A 20614-nucleotide genomic window follows, 5' to 3' on the forward strand; every position below is an offset into this window, starting at 1 on the left:
GTCGATCTCCCGCAGGTGCCGCATGCACGGCACCCGCCCCTGGCTCAGAAGTTGTAGGCAATACCGGTGAAGGCACCGAAGCCGTCACCCGGATACAGCGACGCTGTGTCCTGGCCCCTGGCGTTGTAGGTGGGCAGTACGGCAGTGACGTAGTCCTTGTCGGCGAGGTTTTTCAGGTCCAGGTACACCTGCCATTTGTTGTTCGGCGCGTCATAGCCCAGGCGTGCGCCCCAGAGGGTGTAGGACGGTGCATAGAAGGTGTTGGCGTAGTCCACCGCGGTGCTCGACGCCGAACGCACGTTGATGCCGGCGTAGAAACCATTGGCGTACTGGTAGAACAGTTCGCCCTGGTAGACATGCTTGGGCAGCCCCGGCAGTTCGTTCTTGCTGAACAACGGGTCGTTGCGGTAGTGGAAGTCGTTGAGGGTGTAGGCCTGGCGCCAGCTCAGCACATCGCCGTTGTCACGCTGCCAGAGTTTGGTGGTTAGTCCGGCCTCGACACCCTGGTGGATGGTCGGGGTGGAGTTGTAGGTGGACACCACCGCAGCCGAGGTGTTGGTCGCCGGGATGATCTCGACGTTGAGCAGTTCATCCTTGATCCACGATTTGTACAGGGTCAGGCTGCCATCGAAAATCTCCGAACGCCCGCGAACACCCACTTCCACGGTATTGGCACTTTGCGGCACGAGGTTCTTGGCAAAGTTGGTGGTCACCCCGGAACCGGAACTGGACCAGGAGCTGGGCGGATCAATGGAACGGCTGACGTTGCCGAACACTTGCACGTCCGGGGTCAGGTAGTAGCGCAAGCCCATCCGTGGCGCCAGCTTCCACTCCTGGTAGCGATAGTGGCTGGGGAAGTCGCTGGTGTTGGCGCGGTCGCTGAAGGTCACGTCGACATTGCGCTTGACCTCAATGGCCGAGACCCCGGTGGACAGGTACAGGTTGTCGGTCAGGCCGAGGTCGTTGCCGAGCGAGAACACATGGTCGAACGAGCCATCGTATTCGACCTGCTTCTGCAGCACGCCGAGGTCCTTGTCACCCTTGTAGGTGCGCACTCCGGCGCGTATGTGCTGGGTACTGCTCCAGCCGGCGGTGGTGGTGCTGGACAGGCCGAACAGTTCATCGCTGCGGCTGTACTTGAGCGAGTAGTTGATATCGCGCCAATCCCAGTAGTTGGGGTTGACCGTACTCTTCTTGCTGAGGATCTGCGGATAGTTGTGATAGACCAGCCCGGCGACCAGGGTCGAATCGTCGTCGAAGGTGTAGGTGGTCTTGCTGCCCACCCAGGTCGAGCCTTCCTTGGTTGAGTCGGCACGGGTTGCGCGGGTGGCCGCGTTGGTCTGTGAGGAGTTCTTCTTCAGCTGTGCCAGGGTCAGGGTGCCGGAGTTCTCGTGGTACTCCTCGCGGTAACGGATGTAGAGGCGGGTCTCCAGTTTCGGATTGAAGCGGTAGCCGAAGTTGCTGACCACGCCCTTGGCTTTGGTGAAGGTGAAATCCTGATAACCATCACGACGGGTATTGTCGACGCTGATGAAGTAGTCTCCCGCGCCCGCCACGCCACCGGTACTCAAGGTCTGCTTCTGCCAGCCGAAGCTGCCGCCTTCGACCTTGATACGGTTGCCCGGCGCAGTGAGGCCCGAGTTGGTCACAAAGTTGATCGCCCCGCCCAGGGACAACGCGCCGTATTCAAAAGCGTTGGCCCCGCGCAACACTTCGGTGTAACTCAGGCCCTGGGTGTCGAGCAGCTCATAAGGCGTACCACCGGCACCGGTCAGAGCCAGGCCGTCGAAGAGGAACTTGGTGCCTTCTCGGAAATAGCCGGGCGAAGTGTTGGCGCCCGAACCACGAATGGAAATCTTGATCGCATCGTTGCCACCCGCGGCCTGGGCATACACACCCGGCTGATAGGCCAGGGTGTCTTCCAGGGTCGCCGAGCGGCCCTTCTCCACTTCAGCCTGGTCTACCAGCCCGGTGCCCCCGGGGATCTCGTCGAGTTGCCCTTGCGCTTGCTCCACCGGGCTGATTTTCGCGGCCTGGACCGTCACGGTCTCCAGGCGTTGTTCGGTTTGTCCGTTGTCCTGGGCCTCGGCCAAGGGGGCCAGGGTCAGCAGTGCGGCGCCAACACCGGCGAGTGTCCAGTCTCTCCCTACTACTTTGGTCGAATGAGTACGTATTGCGGTTGTTACCCGAGGCACGAAATTCAAGGTCTTGCTCCCCACCTGATTAAAAAAATAGGCGAGTTTCTATTGGTATAGTCAATCTCACTGAAGGCTATTGCAGTGACCGTGCCAATCTGAAAAACCTCGATATTCCGGGCACTTGGCGGAAAAAACCGGGTTAAACAATTGTTCGAAATCGCGGTATCTGTGGATCTGCTGTTGCCTGGCAAACAGTTGCACGGTCGATAGACACCGCTGCGGATAATCAGACACCGATAGAGCCCATCGATAGGCTCATCGACACACTTGATTAGCCCATACATTCCGTACGGGAATACACTAGCGCGCATCCGCATTACCTGAGCCTTGCGCTAGACAAGGCCTGCAACCAATCGTGACCTCATCCCCAGCCAACTGCGCTTGCGACGCCTTGTTGCCGGGCATGCCTATGCCCGCTGCTTTGTGCAGCCACCAGAATAAGGAGATAACCATGGGACTTGGCAGACGTCAGTTCTTCAAGCTCTGTACCGCCGGTGTTGCCACCGCCACCTGCGCGACCCTGGGCTTCGCCCCCGGCATGGCCCAGGCAACCCAGTCGCGCCAGTACAAGTTGTTGCGCGCCAAGGAAACCCGTAACAACTGCACCTACTGCTCGGTGGGTTGCGGGATCCTCATGTACAGCCTCGGTGACGGCGCGAAAAACGCCAAGGCGCGCATCTTCCACATCGAAGGCGACCCGGATCACCCGGTCAGCCGCGGTTCGCTGTGCCCCAAAGGCGCCGGCCTGGTCGACTACGTGCACAGTGAACAGCGCCTGCTGTTCCCCGAATACCGCGCACCGGGTTCGGACAAATGGCAGCGCATCAGCTGGGACCATGCCATCGAGCGCATTGCCCGGCTGTTGAAGGACGACCGCGACGCCAACTTCATCGAGAAGAACGTCAAGGGCACTACGGTCAACCGCTGGCTGAGTACCGGCATGCTCTGTTCTTCGGCCGCCAGCAGCGAAACCGGCTCGCTGGACCAGCGTTTCACCCGCGCCCTGGGCATTCTCGGCACCGACAGCCAGGCCCGCGTCTGCCATGCCCCGACCGTCTCGGCGCTGGCGCCGACCTTTGGCCGTGGCGCCATGACCAACAACTGGGTCGACATCAAGAACGCCAACGTGGTGTTGATCATGGGCGGCAACCCGGCCGAAGCGCACCCGGTGGGCTTCAAATGGGTGATCGAGGCGAAGATCCGCAACGGCGCCAAGGTCATCGTCGTCGACCCGCGCTTCAACCGCAGCGCCGCGGTGGCCGACATCTACTCGCCGATCCGCGCCGGCTCCGACGTGACCTTCCTGATGGGCGTGGTCAACTACCTGATCAGCCACGACAAGGTCCAGCACGAATACGTGCGCCACTACACCAACGCCAGCCTGATCGTGCGCGAGGACTACCACTTCGACGACGGCCTGTTCAGCGGCTACGACGAGAAAAAACGTAGTTACGACCGCAGTTCCTGGACCTACGAGCTTGACGCGAAAGGCTACGCCAAGCGCGACCTGACCCTCAGCCACCCGCGCTGTGTGTGGAACCTGCTCAAGGCTCACGTCAGCCGCTACACCCCGGAAGTGGTCAGCAACATCTGCGGCACACCCAAGGATGATTTCCTGCAGATCTGTGAGATTCTCGCCAGCACCTGCGTGCCGGACCGCACCGCCACCTTCCTCTACGCCCTGGGCTGGACCCACCACACCAATGGCGCACAGATGATCCGCGGTTCGGGCATGATCCAGCTGCTGCTGGGCAACATCGGCATGGCCGGTGGCGGCGTCAACGCCCTGCGCGGTCACTCCAATATCCAGGGTTACACCGACCTCGGCCTGCTGTCGCTGCGCCTGCCGGGCTACATGAACCTGCCCTCCGACGAGCAGACCACGCTGGCCACCTACCTCAAGCAGACCACGCCGACGGCGCTGCTGGAGGATCAGGTCAACTACTACAAGCACACGCCGAAGTTCTTCATCAGCCTGATGAAAAGCCTCTGGGGCGACAAAGCCACGGCCGACAACGACTGGGGCTTCGACTGGCTGCCCAAGTGGGACGACAGCTACGACGTGCTCAACTACAGCAACCGCATGTTCGAAGGCAAGGTCAACGGCTACATCGCCCAGGGCTTCAACCCGGTGGCGGCGTTCCCGGACAAGAACAAGGCCCAGGCAGCACTGGCCAAGCTCAAGTTCCTGGTCATCATCGACCCGCTGGCCACTGAAACTTCAAGCTTCTGGCAGAACCACGGCGAGCAGCACGACGTCGATACCGCCTCGATCCAGACTGAAGTGTTCCGCCTGCCCTCCTCCTGCTTTGCCGAAGAAGACGGCTCGATCGTCAACTCCGGGCGCTGGCTGCAATGGCACTGGGCCGGCGCCGCGCCGCCCGGCGAGGCCTGGCACGATGGCAAGATCCTCGGCCACCTGTTCATGAAGATTCGTGAGCTGTATGAAAAAGAAGGCGGCGCCAACCCGGCTCCGGTCCTCAACATGGCCTGGGACTACGTCGACCCCTACGACCCGAAACCCGAAGAAGTGGCCAAGGAATCCAACGGCCGCGCCCTGGCTGACCTGCACGACGAGCAAGGCAAGCTGATCCTGCGCAAGGGCCAGTTGCTCGACGACTTCTCGCAGTTGCGCGATGACGGCAGCACCCAGTGCTTCAACTGGATCTTCGCCGGTTCCTGGACCGAACAAGGCAACCAGATGGCCCGGCGCGACAACGCCGACAGCGGCCTGGGCTGCACGCCGGGTTGGGCCTGGGCCTGGCCGCAGAACCGGCGCATTCTCTACAACCGCGCCTCAGCCGACCCACAAGGCAACCCATGGGACCCGAAACGCAAGCTGATCGGCTGGGACGGCCAGCGCTGGAGCGGCGTCGACGTGCCCGACTTTGCCGTCACCGCCGCGCCGGGTGGCAAGGTCAACCCGTTCATCATGCTGCCTGAAGGCCTGGGCCGGCTGTTCTCGGTCGGCGCCCTCAACGACGGTCCGTTCCCCGAACACTACGAACCGACCGAAAGCCCGCTGGCGCACAACCCGCTGCACCCGAAGGTAACCTACAGTCCGACGGCGCGCGTGTACGAAAGCGACCGCAAACGCATGGGCAAGCGCGAAGACTTCCCTTACGTCGCAACCACCTACTCGATCACCGAGTTGTTCCGTCACTGGACCAAGCACGCGCGCCTGAACGCCATCGTCCAGCCCGAGCAGTTCATCGAGATCGGCGAAAAGCTGGCCAATGACAAAGGCATCGTCCAGGGCGACACCGTCAAGGTCAGCACCCAGCGTGGCTACATCAAGGCCAAGGCCGTGGTGACCAAGCGTATCCGCCGCCTCGCGGTGGACGGCCAGGATGTCGACACCATCGGCATTCCCTGCCACTGGGGTTACGAGGGGGCGACCCGCAAGGGCTTCCTGGCCAACACCCTGACTCCGGGCGTCGGCGACTCGAATACCCAGACGCCGGAGTACAAGGCGTTTCTCGTGAATATTGAAAAGGTCTGAGGGCGAAACCATGTCCATGCAATCCCAAGACATCGTCCGCCGCTCGGCCACCAGCGTGCTGACCCCGGCGCCACACACCCGCGATCACCAGGCCGAAGTCGCCAAGCTGATCGACGTGAGTATCTGCATTGGCTGCAAGGCCTGTCAGGTAGCCTGCAACGAGTGGAACGACCTGCGTGACGAGGTCGGTCACAACGTCGGCGTCTATGACAACCCGGCGGACCTGTCCGCCGAAACCTGGACGCTGATGCGTTTCGATGAAGTCGAAGACGAGAGCGGCAAGCTCGAGTGGCTGATCCGCAAGGACGGCTGCATGCACTGCGCCGATCCCGGCTGCCTGAAAGCCTGCCCGCAACCGGGGGCGATCATCCAGTACGCCAACGGCATCGTCGACTTCCAGTCCGAGCACTGCATCGGCTGCGGTTACTGCATCGCCGGTTGCCCCTTCGATGTGCCGCGCATCAGCCAGAAGGACAACAAGGCCTACAAGTGCACCCTGTGCGTAGACCGCGTCTCGGTCGGCCAGGAACCGGCCTGCGTCAAGACCTGCCCCACCGGCGCGATCAATTTCGGCAGCAAGCAGGACATGCTGCATCAGGCCAGTGAGCGGGTGACCGAGCTGCAGGGCCGCGGCTTTGCCGGGGCCGGCATCTACGACCCGCAAGGCGTTGGCGGCACCCATGTGGTGTACGTATTGCAACATGCCGACAAGCCGCAGCTGTACCACAAACTGCCCACCGACCCGCGCATCAGCAGCGCTATCCAGGGCTGGAAAGGCTGGATGAAACCAGTGGCCGCCGCGGCGTTTTTCGCCACCCTGGCCGGCACCCTGTTCCATTACATCGGCACCGGCCCCAACGAGGTCGACGAGCAGGACGAGAAACGCGAGGAGGACACCCACGCATGAACAACGACAAACTGATCCTGCGCACCCGCTTCATCGACCGCGCCTGCCACTGGTTCATGGTGATCTGCTTTTTCGCCGTGGCCTTGTCGGGGCTGTCGTGGTTCTTCCCCTCGTTCAACGGCCTCAACGCCGTGTTCGGTACGCCGCAGCTGGCGCGTATCCTTCACCCGTTCTTCGGCGTGGTGGTGTTCGTGTTGCTGATGTTCCTGTTCGTGCGCTTCGTGCGCTACAACCTGCCGGAGCGCGAGGACCTGCAGTGGTTCAAGAACCTCAAGCAAGTGCTGGCCGGCAAGCATGACCCGGCGCTGAACATCGGCAAATACAACGCCGGTCAGAAGGTGCTGTTCTGGGGCATCATGAGCATGATCACGCTGTTGCTGCTCAGCGGCGTGGTGATCTGGCGACCGTACTTCGCCCCGCTGTTCTCGATCCCGACCATCCGCATCGGCTTGCTGGTGCATGCGCTGGTCGGCATCAGCCTGATATTGCTGATCATCGGCCATGCCTACCTGGCGTTCTGGGTCAAAGGCTCGATCCGCGGCATGGTCACAGGCTACGTCAGCCGCGCCTGGGCCAAGACCCACCATGACCGCTGGTTCCGACAGATCAGCAAGCAGGACAAACCCGGGAGCAAGCCATGAGCAGTATCCAGATGACCCCGGTGCAGACACCCACAGGCGGCGTCAACGAAATCACCCCGGTGCTGCTGCCCTCGCTCAAGGTCCGCTACAGCAAGCGTGCTGCGCGCCTGCGCCAACTGGCCGAAGCGCATGCCATGGGCGACTACCTGGGCTTTTGCGCGCAGTTGGCCGACGCCCAGCACGCGCTGCTGGAACGTATACCGTTGCCCGTGGCACTGGTCGCCGGGCTCGCTGAGCGTCTGAGCAATGGCCAGGCGCCGCTGGCGACGGTTGACTACCCGCGTGACCGGTACTGGCAGCAACTGCTGCAGGGCTTGGCCGAACAGCTGTACCCCGAGGCCAACCCGAGCGTACGCATGACCCTGGACGCCCTTCGCGAGCACACGCCCGCGCAGCTGGAACAGCTGGCCAGCGCCTTGCTGGCCGGTGGCTACGAACAGGTCGGCAGCGGCCAGGCATTGTTCCTCTGGGCGGCCCTGTCGCTGTACTTCACCCAGTTGGCCAGCGCCCTGCCCGCTTCGGCCAGCGCCGCACTCGGCGAACAGCGCCAGCACTGCCCGGTGTGCGCCAGCGCGCCGGTGGCCAGCGTGGTCATGACCGGCCCTCAGGCGGGCTTGCGCTACCTGCAATGCAGCCTGTGCGAGTGCCGCTGGCACATGGTCCGGGTCAAGTGCAGCAACTGCGAAGCCACCGGCGCGCTGGACTACTGGTCGCTGGAACGTCAGGATGCCGCGGTCAAAGCCGAAAGCTGCAACGATTGTCACAGCTACCTGAAAGTCTTTTACCCGGAAAAGGACCGCGACCAGGAACTGCTGGCCGACGACCTGGCCACCCTGGCGCTGGATGCCGAGGTGGAACGTGAAGGTTATGGGCGCAGTGGGGTCAGCCCGTTTCTGTTTCCTGGCTGACCGCGACGGGGTGTGTAGGAGCGGATTTATCCGCGATGGACTGCGCAGCAGGCCCATTTTTGGGGCCGCTACGCGCCCCATCGCGGATTAATCCGCTCCTACAAAAGAGCGTAATCACCGACTAATCACGAGAATCCTCATGGGCCTGAAAAAATCCTCCGCCGAACTCAAGCGCGACCTGAAAAGCGTCGCCTCCAACCTGGAACGCACCGCCGGTGAAATCAGCAAACTGGCCGAACGCATCGACGGCGTCGATGTGGTCGCCGTCCTGCACCTGATGAACCGCCTGTACAAAGACTCGGACAAGCTGCATGCCTACGCCGACGAGATCAAGAGCGGGCGCATCGTGCGCGCCAAGGCCGATTGATCAGCTGCGACCGGCAACAATAAGTACGCCGATCTGTTCGGCCAGCTGCAATACCTGTAAATACGCCGCACTGTCCTGCAACAGGCTGCGCGCCTGACCCTGACCTGCCAGCGAACTGGCAACCACGCGGTCACCAAACAACATCAGCGCCCGTGCACTATCGTCCTGCCGCGACGTCCAGCACAGGCCCTGAACATCCGCGCGCTGACGATGGATGGCTTCGGCCCATTGCCGCGTCAGTGGGTATTGGTCCTTCTCGGTATCGATCAACGCCTTGCGCGCCACCCCGAGCTTACGCAATGCTTTGCTGCCCAGGTCAACCAGCAGCAGGTCCTGACTACAGTGCAGCAAGGCGTGCTGCTGGCCGGCCAATTTGCCCTTGTCGTAAGTTTTGAATCCGGCAGCAAAGGGCACGTCGTGGAACACGGTTTCCATCGCTGCACAGTCGAAACTGGTACCGCCGTAGAGCGTCGGGATCGGTTGGCCGTTGGCGTCGCGGATCGGACTGAAGCGCGCATTGCCGTTGAGGCCGGGGTTGAACTGGCTGGCACCATAACGTTCAAGGTGCACCCGGTGAATCGGCGTACCCGCCGCCCAGATCAGCGTCGACAACTGCAGGTTGCCCTCCGGCTGCGGGGTATCAGCCATGCATGGCAGCCTGCAGCTCGTCTTCAGCGGCCGCCAGCACGCGATCCGGATCGCTGTTCAGCAGGTCCAGTGGGCGCTTGCCTGCGAGGAAGCTGTTGACCGACATGAACCAGTAGGCCAGGCCCCAGCTGTCCTTGCCGTGTTTCAACCGTGCAAGTACCGGCGCCATGGCCTTGAGTGGCCGGTAGCCATTGGCAGCGTCCAGACCATAGGCAGGGAAATAGTCCACGCCATGATGGCGCAAGGCAAAAATGGCCCCCTCGCGCTTCCATTTGTTCGGCTGGGCACTGGGATTGCTCGGACTGAACCCGGCCAGCCCGGCGATCTGTGCGGCGGTCATCCAGTCGCCACTCTCCAGTACTGCGGTGCGGGCCTGGGCGAGCATGGCCGCCTCTTTGAGCGCTGTCGGGGTTGGCGGCACCTTGGGTACCAGGGCTTCGACAATGGACTCCAGGGTCTGCTGGTGCTGACGCCCGACCAGGTCTTTGACGAAGGTAGCAATGCTGGCAAAAGTTTCGGCGATGGCATCGGCCTCGCGCGGGCTGGCATGGGCCAGGGCCACCGCGACGACTTTCTCGGCCTGGCGCAGGCTAAGTTGTTTCTGACTATTTTGACTCGATGCGCGGCTCATGGAACCTCCGCCTAATTAGACTGGATATCGTTAAAATAGGGTAATCCAAATAACCATACAATGCCATCCAGGCCCACCCGAGCCGACAACCGGCGGACAAATCGCGCCAGCAGACATACACTTCAGGGAGTTCCACCCTAACTGCATGGAGTGCAACACAATGCCAAGCCTGGATTTTCTCGTCACTTCGCTGATTGTCGTGCTGATACCCGGCAGCGGCGTGATCCTGACCATCTCTACCGCCCTGGTGGCAGGCAAGCGCGCCAGCCTGTACACAGCGCTGGGTTGCACCGCAGGGATCGTCCCGCATCTGCTGGCTTCAATCCTTGGCCTGTCGGCGATCCTGCACACCAGTGCCCTGGCCTTTCAGGGTTTGAAATTCGCCGGTGTCGCTTACCTGCTGTACCTGGCCTACGCCACCTGGCGCGATCGTTCGGCCTTCGCCATCGACAGCAACTCCAGGGTTGGCAGTGCGGGCAGCCTGATCTTGCGTGCCTGCCTGCTGAATATCCTCAACCCCAAGCTGACGATTTTCTTCCTCGCCTTTCTGCCCCAGTTCATCAACGCCCAGAGCGGCTCGGTGACCGGGCAGATGTTGAGCTTGAGCGCTGTTTTCATGTTGATGACCTTTATCGTGTTTGTGCTGTACGGCCTGCTGGCCAACCTGTTTCGCCGCGCGGTGATCGAGTCGCCGCGGGTGCAGAACTGGTTGCGCCGCAGTTTTGCGGCATCCTTTGCCGGCCTGGGCCTGAACCTGGCGTTCGCCCAGCGCTGAGGAGCGCGTGCGATGAAGCGCTGTGAAGTACTGATCATTGGCGCCGGTCCGACCGGCCTGGTACTGGCGTTGTGGCTGAGCAAACAGGGCGTCAGCGTACGCATCATCGACAGAACCACCGGCCCTGGCAGCACCTCCCGGGCCCTGGCGGTGCAAGCGCGAACGCTGGAACTGTATCGCCAGCTGGACCTGACTGCGGCGGTCATCGAGCGCGGCCACCAGGTCCAGGCCGCCAACTTGTGGGTCAAGGGCGAGGCGGTAGCACGCTTACCCTTCAGCACCATCGGTGGCGACTTTACCCCCTACCCGTTCCTGCACATCTATCCCCAGGATGAACACGAACAACTGCTGATCGAGCGTCTACAAGCCCTGGGTGTCGAGGTGGAACGCGAAACCGAGCTGCTCGGTTTCACCCAGGATAGCCACGGCATCAGTGCCAAACTGTGTCACGCCGGCGGCCTGGAAGAACACTGCGAAGCCAGCTACCTGGCCGGCTGCGACGGCGCTCGTTCGACAGTACGCAAAGCGCTGGGGGTCGGTTTTCCCGGCGGTACCTACCAGCAGGTGTTCTATGTCGCCGATGTCCAGGCCTCAGGCCCGGCCCTCAACGGCGAATTGCACGTCGACCTCGACGAAGCCGACTTCCTCGCCGTCTTCCCTCTGGCCGGCAGCGGTCGCGCGCGGTTGATCGGCACCGTGCGCGACGAACGCGCCGAACACCCGGACCAATTGCGCTTCGAAGACGTCAGTCAGCGGGCCATCGAACACCTGAAAGTCCAGGTACAACAGGTCAACTGGTTCTCCACCTACCGCGTGCACCACCGGGTGGCCGAACATTTCGGCCGCCAGCGCGCCTTCCTGCTTGGCGATGCGGCGCATGTCCACAGCCCCGCCGGTGGCCAGGGCATGAACACCGGTATTGGTGACGCCATCAATCTGGCCTGGAAGCTGGCCAGCGTCCTGCGTGGCGAGGCCCAGGACAGTCTGCTGGCCACCTATGAAATCGAACGTAGCGCCTTTGCCCAGCGACTGGTGTCCACCACCGACCAGATCTTCAACTTCATCACCGCCGACGGCCGTCTGGCCGCCCTGCTGCGTACCCGCCTGGCACCGCGCGTGCTGCCCCGGCTGATTGCCTTCAGGTCAGCCCGGGAATTTCTCTTTCGCACGGTCTCGCAGATCGGCCTCAACTACCGCTACATGCCATTGAGCGCCGGCAACGCCGGGCCGATCCAGGGCGGTGACCGCCTGCCCTGGGTCGCAGAAGGCGGACGCGACAATTTCAGTGGCCTCAGCCGCATTTGCTGGCAAATACAGGTTTACGGCGCGGTCAGCGCCAGCCTGGTGCAATGGTGCAGTAGCCGCGGCATACCGGTGGACGTGTTCATTTGGAGTGAAGCCCATGAGGCGGCAGGGCTGGTACGCGATGCGGTCTACCTCATCCGCCCGGACACTTACATCGCGGTGGTCTGGAGCAATGCAGATGCAGACGTGCTTGAAGCTTATTTCGATGAACGCGGCCTCAATCTGCGATCGGGTAAACAGAAGTACTGAGCAACCGTCACGCAGGGCTCAATGCCAATAGAACATCGCCTTGGCCAGCACCACGATCAACAGCATGTGCCCGAGGATACTGCAGCGAATCCAGCGCGCACGGGCCTCGCTCAGGCGCTGGCGCTTAAGCCAGTACGCCAGCAGCAGGTAATGCCCGATGATGCTCAGCGCGAGGATGATTTTCAGGCTCAGCAGACTGGCAAAACTGCTCGCCAGCGGCTGGCTCAAGGCGCCGCGATGGTGCCAGGCCAGGCCGATGCCTGCGCTATACAACACCAGCACCACACCATGCAGCACTGTGCGTGAACGCGAGGCGATCGCCTGATCGGAGGCCGTCCGGGTAGCCTCCGGCACCTGCCGGCGCGCCGCGTACCAGATGAACACCTCGAAAAACAGCGTACCGATAAAGGCAATCGCCGCCAGTAAATGGATAACCAGTAAGTAGGGATAGAACATCGCCAGCCTCCTGCGCTTGCGCCGTTATCCTGGATGCCCGTCAACCCGGGCGCGCATCAACATCGGTGCATAACGCCAGGCATACAGGGCAAAGGCCAGCGTCCAGCACGCTGCCGCCAACCACAGGCCGGCCAGTGGCAACCAGGGCACCAGCAGCACCCGACTGACGCCACCAAGATTGAGCAGAATGAATGCCAGGGTCATCCCCGCAGGTGGCTGCAGTGCCCGTCCCGTATGCCCCAGGCTGACGCGGGCGATCATCGCCAGAATCAGCCCGCCCATGGCCCCGACCGTCAGGCAGTGCACTGCCAGGCTGGGGTTGAGGCTCACGCCGAAATGCCACAAGGCCATGCCCAGGCACGCCAGCGCCAACCAGGCGTAGGCCAGGTGCAGCGACCACAACAAAGGTACCCGCCACAGCCCGCGATCATGCCAGCGCCACAAGCGCACCCCGTGCCCAACGGCCAGTACCGCGAACAGCAGACCGATCCAGGTATTCACCGACAATGCAGGGCCAGCGGCGTACAGCAACGCGACCAGCGCGGAAGCAGCCAGTAACAGACGATCAAGCCAGGGCCAGGGCGCGACGGCTTCGGTCCGACCCAAGCCACGCTGGGTGAAGAATGGGATGACCCGGCCACCGATGAGCCCCATCATCGCCGCCACCAGCCAGATGCCGCTGAGCACACCCTGGCGCTGCCAGCCTTCATGCCCTTGCAGCAAGCCATACACGGCCAGCGCGTCTGCCGCTGCGAGCAGGAGCAACACCGCTACCACCGGGTAATTGCGCTTCTGCCGTACCCGCCACAAGGTCACCGCCATCAGCAGCGCCACGATCACCGGGAACGCCAGCTCCAGCAAGGCCAACAGCGGCCAGGGCAGGTTCGCCAGCCAGGCCACGCGCGCGGCCAGCCAGAGCAGCGCCAGCGCCGCCAGCGGTGTACCACTGAGGCCCGGCTGGCCGGTCCAGGTCTGCACGGCGGTGAGCAAGAAGCCGGCGATGATCGCCAGGCCAAAGCCGAACAACAGTTCATGGCGGTGCCAGGCCAGCCAGCCACCCGCAGGTTGCCAGTCACCCAGAGTGCCGTTCAGCGCCGCCAGCCACAGCGGCACCGCCAGCAACGCCAGGCCGCAGCCGCCGAGGAAGAAGGGTCGGAACGCCAGACGCAACAACGGCACGATGGCCAGCGCTTTACGGCGGTCAAGTACTTGCATGAAACCACTCCTTTACCGTGTTGCCGGGCCCGCACAGGGTGAACCGCTTCCCGGCGCCATCATCTGCGATTTGCCGAGCCGTGCCGTTGTCGCACATCAAAGCCTGCTGGCGACAACCACGTAAGCTGCCCATCGCTGTTGATTCAGGTTGTGCAAGAGCCGTGCCCCACCGGGTTTGCTGGCCCATTGCAGCAGCATGGCGCGCAATCAGGGTGAAAATGACCCTTAGAAGGTACTTTTGACCCTTTTGCATAGGGTTATATTTACCCTTTTGTTTGAGGAAGCCAGAAAGCACGGGGGCTTGGGCCTGGTCCGACTCTTGCTGAACAGCAGCATCCGTCATCCCGTTTGGAGTTCACATGAGAAACATCATCCAGCCACTGGCCTGGTTTGCCGCCCTGGGCTCGTTCATTGCCGTCGCCAGCAGCGTCGCCCTCGGCCTTGTCTGAGACACCCCTCTTATTCAGCCTGAGGATGAATTCCCATGGTGCTTCATCGTGTCCATCACCAGATTTTGCGTAGCCATCACCTGTTCGAGCCGTTGAATGACGAGCAGCTGGACGAGTTGATGGCTTCCAGTCACCTGCTCAGTGTCGACAAAGGTGAGCCCCTGTTCCACCAGGGAGAACCCGCCGAAGCGTTCTATTTTGTGATCGCCGGCGCGGTGAAGATCTATCGCTTGACCCCGGACGGCCAGGAAAAAGTCTTTGAAGTGATCGGCCCGCGGCAAACCTTCGCCGAAGCGATGATGCTGATGGACACACCGAACTATGTGGCCTCGGCCGAGGCGATCGGGCCGTCGCAGCTGTACCGGCTGTCGACCAGCACTTACATGCGTCTACTGCAGAACAATAGCCGCCTGACCTTCGCCCTGCTCGGCAAGTTGTGCGTGCGCCTGCACCAGCGGGTCAACGAAATCGAAACCCTGTCACTGAAAAACGCCACGCACCGGGTGGTGCGTTATCTGCTGACGCAACTGATGCAGACTCAGCCGGTCGAGCGCCAGTTCGAGCTGCCGATGGCCAAGCAACTGATTGCCGGCCACCTGGCGATCCAGCCGGAAACCTTCTCGCGCATCATCCGTCGTTTGATCGATGAAAAGGTCATCACCCAGGACGGCCGGCGCATTGTCATTCTCGATCGCTCACGGCTGGAGCAGTTCGAATGAAAGCCCTGCCCGTCTGCCTGTACTGCCAACACAGCAACCCGCTGCACGGCGTCACTTGCGAACAGTGCGGCATGCCCCTGCCGACCTCCCCGGCCCATGCCGCGGCCCGGCAGCAGTTGCGTTTTCTGTGGTTCTGCATCGGCCTGACACTGTTCTGCGTAGTGATGGTGTTGTGGCTGCCGCGCTAGGCGCGGCTTAAGGCTGCGTCAGCTGTCGATACAGTTGCGGCAGACGCAGCGGCAACTGTTCGGGCTGGCGGATCAGGCTGAAGCCATTGCTGCCGAACATGTACGGCAAGTAGTCAGCCGCCGTGCGGTCGATGGTAATGCAGAACGGAATCAACCCCTGGCGCCGCGCTTCGCGCACGGCCTCGCGGGTGTCTTCGACGCCATAGCGCCCCTCATACAGGTCCAGGTCATTGGGCTTGCCATCGGTCAACAGCAGCAACACCTTGCGCCGCCGCTTACTGGCGCCGAGCAGGCGGGTCGCCTGGCGAATGGCGGCGCCTATGCGCGTGTAATAGCCCGGAGTGAGGGCCTGGATCTTGCCCCGGGTACTGTCGTCGTAACGCTGTTCGAAGGTCTTCAGTGCCTGCAGGCGCACCTGTTGACGGCGCAGTGAAGAGAACCCGTACAGGGCAAAATCATCACCAAGGGTGGAAAGCGTTTCGCCAAACAGCAACAGGCTGTCGCGGATCACTTCAATCACCCGCTGCTCATCGTTCAGGTGGGCATCGGTGGACATCGACACATCGGCCAGCAGCAAGCAGGCCAGATCGCGGCGCGTCGGCCGCTGGGCCATGAACAGGCCGCGCTCGGAGCATTGGCCATGGCTGCGCTCGACGTGAAAGTCGAGCCAGGCCTGCAGGTCCAGCTCACCGCCCTGAGGCTGCTGGCGCAACCACTGCCGGTCATTGCGCAACTGCTCGAACTGCCGCCGCAGCTGCCGCGCTGCCGGCTGCAGGCGTGGCGGCAAGGGTTGTGCCTGACTATCGCGCGGTTCGAACATCTGCAGGTTGACGAAGTGTGGCTGCAGTTGCCCTTTACGATAGTCCCACTCCGGCAGTTTGATGCCCTCGCCGAGGGGAATGTCGTCGACTTCGGCGGGCGGTAAATCCAGGTGCAGCTTGAGGCCGCCGCCCTTGCACAGGCGGGTGCGCGACAGGGTCAACTGATCGAGATCATCGGCAACCCGGGCGGCGTCCGGGTCTTCGCTGTCGTCGGTCCAGCGGTCGAGATCGACATGTTCGGTCCAGCTGAACAGGTTCTCCAGGCGCACCACCAGCAGTCCGCCTTCGCGACGGGTTTCATCGATGCGGGTGGCGCGTTTGCGGCCACTGCGCTGTTCGCCGGGCGGTGTCGCCAGGTACTCGTCAGTCTCGTCCAGCTCTCCCGCCGGGGCGCCTGGCAAGTTCAGCGGCGGGTACAGCCACAGCGGCATCGGCCAGGCCGCCCGCTCACTGCGGGGAAATTCGCTGACACTGCCGGGCTCGCGCAAGGCCTGGCACAGCGCACGCTCCAACGCCGCTTCAGCGGGACGCAAGGTTGCCGGGTCTGGACGCAGAGGCAGATGGGCTTCGACCAGACGCTGGTATCGCCCGGTCAACGCCGGATAGCGCTGCAGCAACGCCTGGGTCCAGCGCTGGTTGTCCCGGCCCCAGTGGCGCATCGGCCCCGACTGTGCGGCCAGCACAGTCAGCCAGCGATAGAGTTCCTCGTTGAGCCCGGCGTCGGCAAACACCGCCAGGTGGCCGGGCAAGCGCAGGTTGCGTCCGTCACACCAGGCCAAGGGTACCTGCTTGCAGGTACCGGCGATCTGCTGCAGCACGCTGCGGCGCAGCAGCAGATCACGCTCACTGGCCGCCTCCACCCCTTGGCTGGCGGCGCCGCCCATGGCCCGGAACAACAGGGCCAGGGCGCGCTGACGCGGGGCCAGGTCGATGCTCGCCTGAGGAAAGTCCGGGCTGGCGCGACGGGTGATGAAGCGGTGCCAGGCACTCCCGACCCATTCTTCCAGTTCAAGGCTGATCGCCATGTTGCCTCCTGCCACGTTTCAAGACGGCACCACCCGTGCCGGGGCCCGCAATGCGGCGCGGCCGCGCTGGCGGAAGCTCAGCAGGTAGCACAGCAAGCCCGCCATAAAGCCCAGGCCACTGACCAGACGCGCCCAGAACAGTCCGCGCAAGTGCTCGGTGGTGGACATGAACGGCAAGGCGCTGCCGTCTTCGGCCCAGCGTTGCAGCAACACCTGGACGACACCGGCGGCGGTGAGCAACAGAGTGATCATTACCATCGACAAGGTCATCAACCAGAAGCCCCAGACCTCCAGAGTCTGCGCACGCTCATCGGCCGCCTCGCCGAGCCCACGCAAACGCGGCATGGCGTAGCTGATCAGGGTCATGACGATCATCGCGTAAGCGCCATAGAACGCCAGGTGGCCGTGGGCTGCGGTCAATTGCGTGCCGTGGGTGTAGAAGTTCACTGGCGCCAAGGTATGCAGGAAACCCCACACCCCGGCCCCGAAGAACGCGGTCACGGTAGTGCCCTTGGCCCACAGCGTCGCGGCGCGGTTGGGGTGTTGCCGCCGACGGTTGCGCACCATGCTGAAGGCAAACAGCACCATGGCCAGGAACGGCAACGGCTCCAGCGCCGAGAAGATCGAACCGACCCACAGCCACACCTCGGGTGCACCGATCCAGAAGAAGTGGTGACCGGTACCGATAATGCCGGTGATCAGCGCCATGGCAATGATCACGTACAGCCACTTCTCCACCACTTCCCGGTCGACACCGGTGATCTTGATCAGCACGAAGGCCAGCATCGAGCCCATGATCAGCTCCCACACCCCTTCCACCCACAGGTGCACCACCCACCACCAGTAGAATTTGTCACGGGCCAGGTTGCCGGGGTTGTAGAAGGAGAACAGGAAGAACACCGCCAGGCCGATCAGCCCGGTCATCATCACCATGCTGACCGTGGTCTTGCGGCCTTTGAGCAAGGTCATGCCGATGTTGTAGAGAAAGCCCAGGCACACCACCACGATGCCCATCTTGGTGATGGTCGGCTGTTCGAGGAACTCGCGGCCCATGGTCGGCAGCAGTTCGTTGTGGGTCAGCCTGGCAAGGCCGGCATAGGGCACCAGCAGGTAGCCGAGAATGGTCAGCACTCCGGCGGTGGCGAATACCCAGAACAGTACAATCGCCAGTTTCGGGCTGTGCAGCTCGCGATCAGCCTCCTCCGGCACCAGGTAATAGGCCGCGCCCATGAAGCCGAACAGCAACCAGACGATCAGCAGGTTGGTGTGCACCATGCGCGCCACGTTGAAGGGAATGGCCGGGAACAGGAAGTCGCCGACCACGTACTGCAAACCCATGATCAGACCGAACAGCACCTGGCCGAGGAACAGCATCAGGGCAAACACGAAGTAGGGTTTGGCAACGGCTTGCGAAGCGAATTTCAGATGGGGATTGGCACTGCTCATCACTCAGCCCTCCTTGTTTGGCGGCCAGCCGTTGGTGTTGATGTTCGAGCTCCATTTGAGGAACTCGGCGATGTCGTCGACTTCCTGCTCGCTCAGGTTGAACTGCGGCATCGCCCGACGGCCCGGTACGGCCAATGGCTGCATCTTCATCCAGGCGTGCAGGAAGGGTTTGAAGCCTTCCTCGCCGCCGCGGCGCTGGAACACGTTGCCCAGCTCCGGCGCAAAGTACGCGCCCTCGCCCAGCAGCGTGTGGCAACCGATGCAGTTGTTCTGCTCCCAGACGGTTTTGCCGCGCACCACGGCGTCGGTCAATTGCGTGGCATTGGTTCGCTCGGGAAAGGTCTGTTCGGTGTGGTAGGTCAAGGCCAGGAAAATCAGGAAGAAAAACACGCTTCCCCCGAAATAGATGTTCCTGGCCATGCCCTTGGTGAAGGTCTCTGACATGGTCTCGTCCTCATGGCTTGGCCTGGCCATGATAGGAAGCGAGGGCTGAAAACCTGCTTGATGGCAATCAAGAAATGCCGATGGTTTTACTCGGGTATTAATGGCGCAGGTGGAGGCTGATGCCTACCACCAGCGCCAGTACGCCAGCCCATGCCAGCAGCAGGACGCGCCAGCGCCACGGACCATGACGCAGCTCCATGAAGCCGTCGGTGATCAACCAGGCCTTGAGTACCGCCAGCAACAGGATCGCGCCACTGCTCACTGCACCCTGTGCCAGCCCCACGGTGGCCAGGCTGAGCAAGGCCAGGGCCAGCCAGCAGCCCAGCAAGAACCTCGAAGCGAGCATGCGCACCTCCTAGCCCAGCAGGTAGACCAGCGGAAACAGCACCACCCAGACCAGGTCGACCATGTGCCAATAGAGCACCCCGGATTCGAACCCGCTGCAGTGGCCCGCGCCATAGCGACCACGGCGACAGCCTGCGGCCAGCCAGGCCAGGATCAGCATGCCGAGCAGCACATGGAGAAAGTGGAAACCGGTGAGGATCCAGTACAGGGTAAAGAAGGTGTTGTACTCAAGCCCCAGTCCCAGGCTGAGCAGGTGCTGGTACTCGCCGAGCTTGAGCAGCAGATAACCGCAGGCGACCAACAACGCCAACAGCAACAACCCTGCCGCCTGAAGTGTCTGCGCCCGGCGCACGCGCTGCTGGGCCAGCGCCGCCAACAGCCCGGCACTGAGCAGGCTCAAAGTCATCGCCAGGCCAGTGGAGGTGTCGAGTAACTGCCGGCTGTCAGCGAACAGCTGTGGCTTGAGCACCTCAGTTACCGCGAACGCCAGAATCAGCAGGGCAAACACCGACAGCTCGGCGAGGATAAACAACCACATCGCCAGATCGCCCGGCAAATGCCGCGGGGCTACAGCCGTCTCAGCCGAAATGGACATCGACCACATCCATCAGCGCGGCCACTGTCACCGGGTCGTCACTCAAGGGCTCGGCCAGGCACGCCAGGCAGGCCTCGCGCGGGTTCATGCCGGCACCGATCATGCGTGCGGTGAAGATCAGCAGACGGGTCGAGGCGACCTCCTCCAGGTCGTGCTGTTCCAGGCGGCGCAAAGCCTGCCCCAGCCTGACCACTTGCTCTGCCAGCGCCGCATCAACCCCGGCCTCGCGCCGTACGATCCGCGTTTCTTCAGCGGCAGGCGGGTAGTCGAAGCGCATCGCCACAAACCGCTGGCGCGTGCTGGGTTTCATGCCCTTGAGCAGGTTCTGATAGCCGGGGTTGTAGGACACCACCAGCATGAACGAAGGCGGCGCCTGCAACACTTCGCCGGTGCGCTCCAGGAACAGTTCGCGGCGGTCATCGGCCAGCGGGTGCAAAACCACCACGGTGTCCTGCCGCGCTTCGACCACTTCGTCGAGGTAGCAGATGCCACCTTCACGCACCGCACGGGTCAGCGGCCCGTCCTGCCACCAGGTGCCCTGGGCACCGATCAGGTGGCGACCGACCAGGTCGGCGGCACTCAGGTCGTCATGGCAGGCCACGGTATGCAACGGCAGGTTCAGGCGCTGGGCCATATGCTGGACAAAGCGGGTCTTGCCGCAGCCGGTAGGCCCTTTGATCAGCACCGGCAGGCCGTGGCGCCAGGCCTGTTCGAACAGGGCTTGTTCATTGTGTTGCGGTTGATAGAAAAATTCGGTTGGAGCGTCACACACAGGCATGA

The 20614-nt window shown here is 62.7% G+C and carries 20 protein-coding genes; 9 read left to right on the top strand and 11 right to left on the bottom strand.

Translation table 11 applies throughout. From position 1 onward, the window contains the following. Window positions 1–44: 44 nt before the first annotated feature. Window positions 45–2195 (bottom strand): TonB-dependent receptor family protein, encoded by a 2151-nt coding sequence (locus ACO6VD_RS10380; RefSeq protein WP_422418836.1) that lies wholly within the window; start codon window positions 2193–2195, stop codon window positions 45–47. Between the two features lie 454 nt (window positions 2196–2649). Between ACO6VD_RS10380 and fdnG the strand changes: the two genes are divergently transcribed. From fdnG to ACO6VD_RS10405, 5 genes are all read left to right on the top strand, one after another. Then, complete coding sequence (fdnG, locus tag ACO6VD_RS10385) at window positions 2650–5700, top strand: formate dehydrogenase-N subunit alpha (protein ID WP_422418794.1); 3051 nt, start codon at window positions 2650–2652, stop codon at window positions 5698–5700. 16 nt (window positions 5701–5716) lie between these two features. Further along, complete coding sequence (gene fdxH, locus ACO6VD_RS10390) at window positions 5717–6607, top strand: formate dehydrogenase subunit beta (RefSeq protein ID WP_400171566.1); 891 nt, start codon at window positions 5717–5719, stop codon at window positions 6605–6607. After that, on the top strand, window positions 6604–7248 hold the full coding sequence (locus ACO6VD_RS10395) for a formate dehydrogenase subunit gamma (RefSeq protein WP_400171515.1): 645 nt from the start codon (window positions 6604–6606) through the stop codon (window positions 7246–7248). Before fdxH ends, ACO6VD_RS10395 begins: the two co-directional genes overlap by 4 nt. Next, entirely contained in the window at window positions 7245–8156 is a 912-nt protein-coding gene (gene fdhE / locus ACO6VD_RS10400) for a formate dehydrogenase accessory protein FdhE (protein ID WP_422418796.1), read from the top strand. The genes ACO6VD_RS10395 and fdhE overlap by 4 nt, the downstream gene beginning before the upstream one ends. A 139-nt stretch (window positions 8157–8295) precedes the next feature. After that, on the top strand, window positions 8296–8523 hold the full coding sequence (locus tag ACO6VD_RS10405; protein ID WP_400173125.1) for a hypothetical protein: 228 nt from the start codon (window positions 8296–8298) through the stop codon (window positions 8521–8523). On the opposite strand, the gene ACO6VD_RS10410 is transcribed toward ACO6VD_RS10405, so the two are convergent. Then, window positions 8524–9171, bottom strand: a complete 648-nt coding sequence (locus ACO6VD_RS10410; protein ID WP_422418798.1) for an RES family NAD+ phosphorylase — start codon at window positions 9169–9171, stop codon at window positions 8524–8526. Further along, window positions 9164–9802 (bottom strand): hypothetical protein, encoded by a 639-nt coding sequence (locus tag ACO6VD_RS10415; protein WP_422418799.1) that lies wholly within the window; start codon window positions 9800–9802, stop codon window positions 9164–9166. Before ACO6VD_RS10415 ends, ACO6VD_RS10410 begins: the two co-directional genes overlap by 8 nt. 160 nt (window positions 9803–9962) lie before the next feature. Between ACO6VD_RS10415 and ACO6VD_RS10420 the strand changes: the two genes are divergently transcribed. Together ACO6VD_RS10420 and ACO6VD_RS10425 are read left to right on the top strand one after the other, a co-directional pair. Next, window positions 9963–10577: a LysE family translocator gene (locus tag ACO6VD_RS10420; protein WP_400173129.1), complete on the top strand. Its 615-nt coding sequence runs from the start codon at window positions 9963–9965 to the stop codon at window positions 10575–10577. A 12-nt stretch (window positions 10578–10589) separates the two neighbouring features. Next, window positions 10590–12131 (top strand): FAD-dependent monooxygenase, encoded by a 1542-nt coding sequence (locus ACO6VD_RS10425; RefSeq protein ID WP_422418800.1) that lies wholly within the window; start codon window positions 10590–10592, stop codon window positions 12129–12131. Between the two features lie 18 nt (window positions 12132–12149). On the opposite strand, the gene ACO6VD_RS10430 is transcribed toward ACO6VD_RS10425, so the two are convergent. Next, window positions 12150–12587, bottom strand: a complete 438-nt coding sequence (locus ACO6VD_RS10430) for a CopD family copper resistance protein (RefSeq protein WP_422418801.1) — start codon at window positions 12585–12587, stop codon at window positions 12150–12152. Between the two features lie 24 nt (window positions 12588–12611). After that, window positions 12612–13802, bottom strand: coding sequence for an NnrS family protein (locus ACO6VD_RS10435; protein WP_422418803.1), 1191 nt, complete (start codon window positions 13800–13802; stop codon window positions 12612–12614). Between the two features lie 484 nt (window positions 13803–14286). Between ACO6VD_RS10435 and ACO6VD_RS10440 the strand changes: the two genes are divergently transcribed. Further along, complete coding sequence (locus ACO6VD_RS10440; protein WP_422418805.1) at window positions 14287–14970, top strand: Crp/Fnr family transcriptional regulator; 684 nt, start codon at window positions 14287–14289, stop codon at window positions 14968–14970. After that, window positions 14967–15158: a protein DnrP gene (locus ACO6VD_RS10445; protein WP_400173136.1), complete on the top strand. Its 192-nt coding sequence runs from the start codon at window positions 14967–14969 to the stop codon at window positions 15156–15158. The genes ACO6VD_RS10440 and ACO6VD_RS10445 overlap by 4 nt, the downstream gene beginning before the upstream one ends. Before the next feature lie 7 nt (window positions 15159–15165). Here the strand turns inward: ACO6VD_RS10445 and ACO6VD_RS10450 are convergent, their stop codons facing one another. The 6 genes from ACO6VD_RS10450 to ACO6VD_RS10475 form a co-directional block, all read right to left on the bottom strand. Further along, on the bottom strand, window positions 15166–17004 hold the full coding sequence (locus tag ACO6VD_RS10450; RefSeq protein ID WP_422418806.1) for a nitric oxide reductase activation protein NorD: 1839 nt from the start codon (window positions 17002–17004) through the stop codon (window positions 15166–15168). A gap of 18 nt (window positions 17005–17022) precedes the next feature. Further along, window positions 17023–18450, bottom strand: a complete 1428-nt coding sequence (locus ACO6VD_RS10455; protein ID WP_400173139.1) for a cbb3-type cytochrome c oxidase subunit I — start codon at window positions 18448–18450, stop codon at window positions 17023–17025. 3 nt (window positions 18451–18453) lie between these two features. Then, complete coding sequence (locus tag ACO6VD_RS10460) at window positions 18454–18894, bottom strand: c-type cytochrome (protein WP_422418807.1); 441 nt, start codon at window positions 18892–18894, stop codon at window positions 18454–18456. Between the two features lie 97 nt (window positions 18895–18991). After that, window positions 18992–19240 (bottom strand): cytochrome C oxidase subunit IV family protein, encoded by a 249-nt coding sequence (locus ACO6VD_RS10465; protein ID WP_422418808.1) that lies wholly within the window; start codon window positions 19238–19240, stop codon window positions 18992–18994. Between the two features lie 9 nt (window positions 19241–19249). Beyond that, window positions 19250–19834 (bottom strand): cytochrome c oxidase subunit 3, encoded by a 585-nt coding sequence (locus ACO6VD_RS10470; RefSeq protein WP_422418809.1) that lies wholly within the window; start codon window positions 19832–19834, stop codon window positions 19250–19252. Further along, the gene (locus ACO6VD_RS10475; protein WP_422418838.1) at window positions 19818–20612 is read right to left on the bottom strand and encodes a CbbQ/NirQ/NorQ/GpvN family protein; all 795 of its coding nucleotides are present in this window, start codon (window positions 20610–20612) and stop codon (window positions 19818–19820) included. Before ACO6VD_RS10475 ends, ACO6VD_RS10470 begins: the two co-directional genes overlap by 17 nt. Between the last annotated feature and the right edge of the window lie 2 nt (window positions 20613–20614).

The organism is Pseudomonas sp. GZD-222, from assembly GCF_049310525.1.
Classification (GTDB): Bacteria; Pseudomonadota; Gammaproteobacteria; order Pseudomonadales; family Pseudomonadaceae; genus Aquipseudomonas.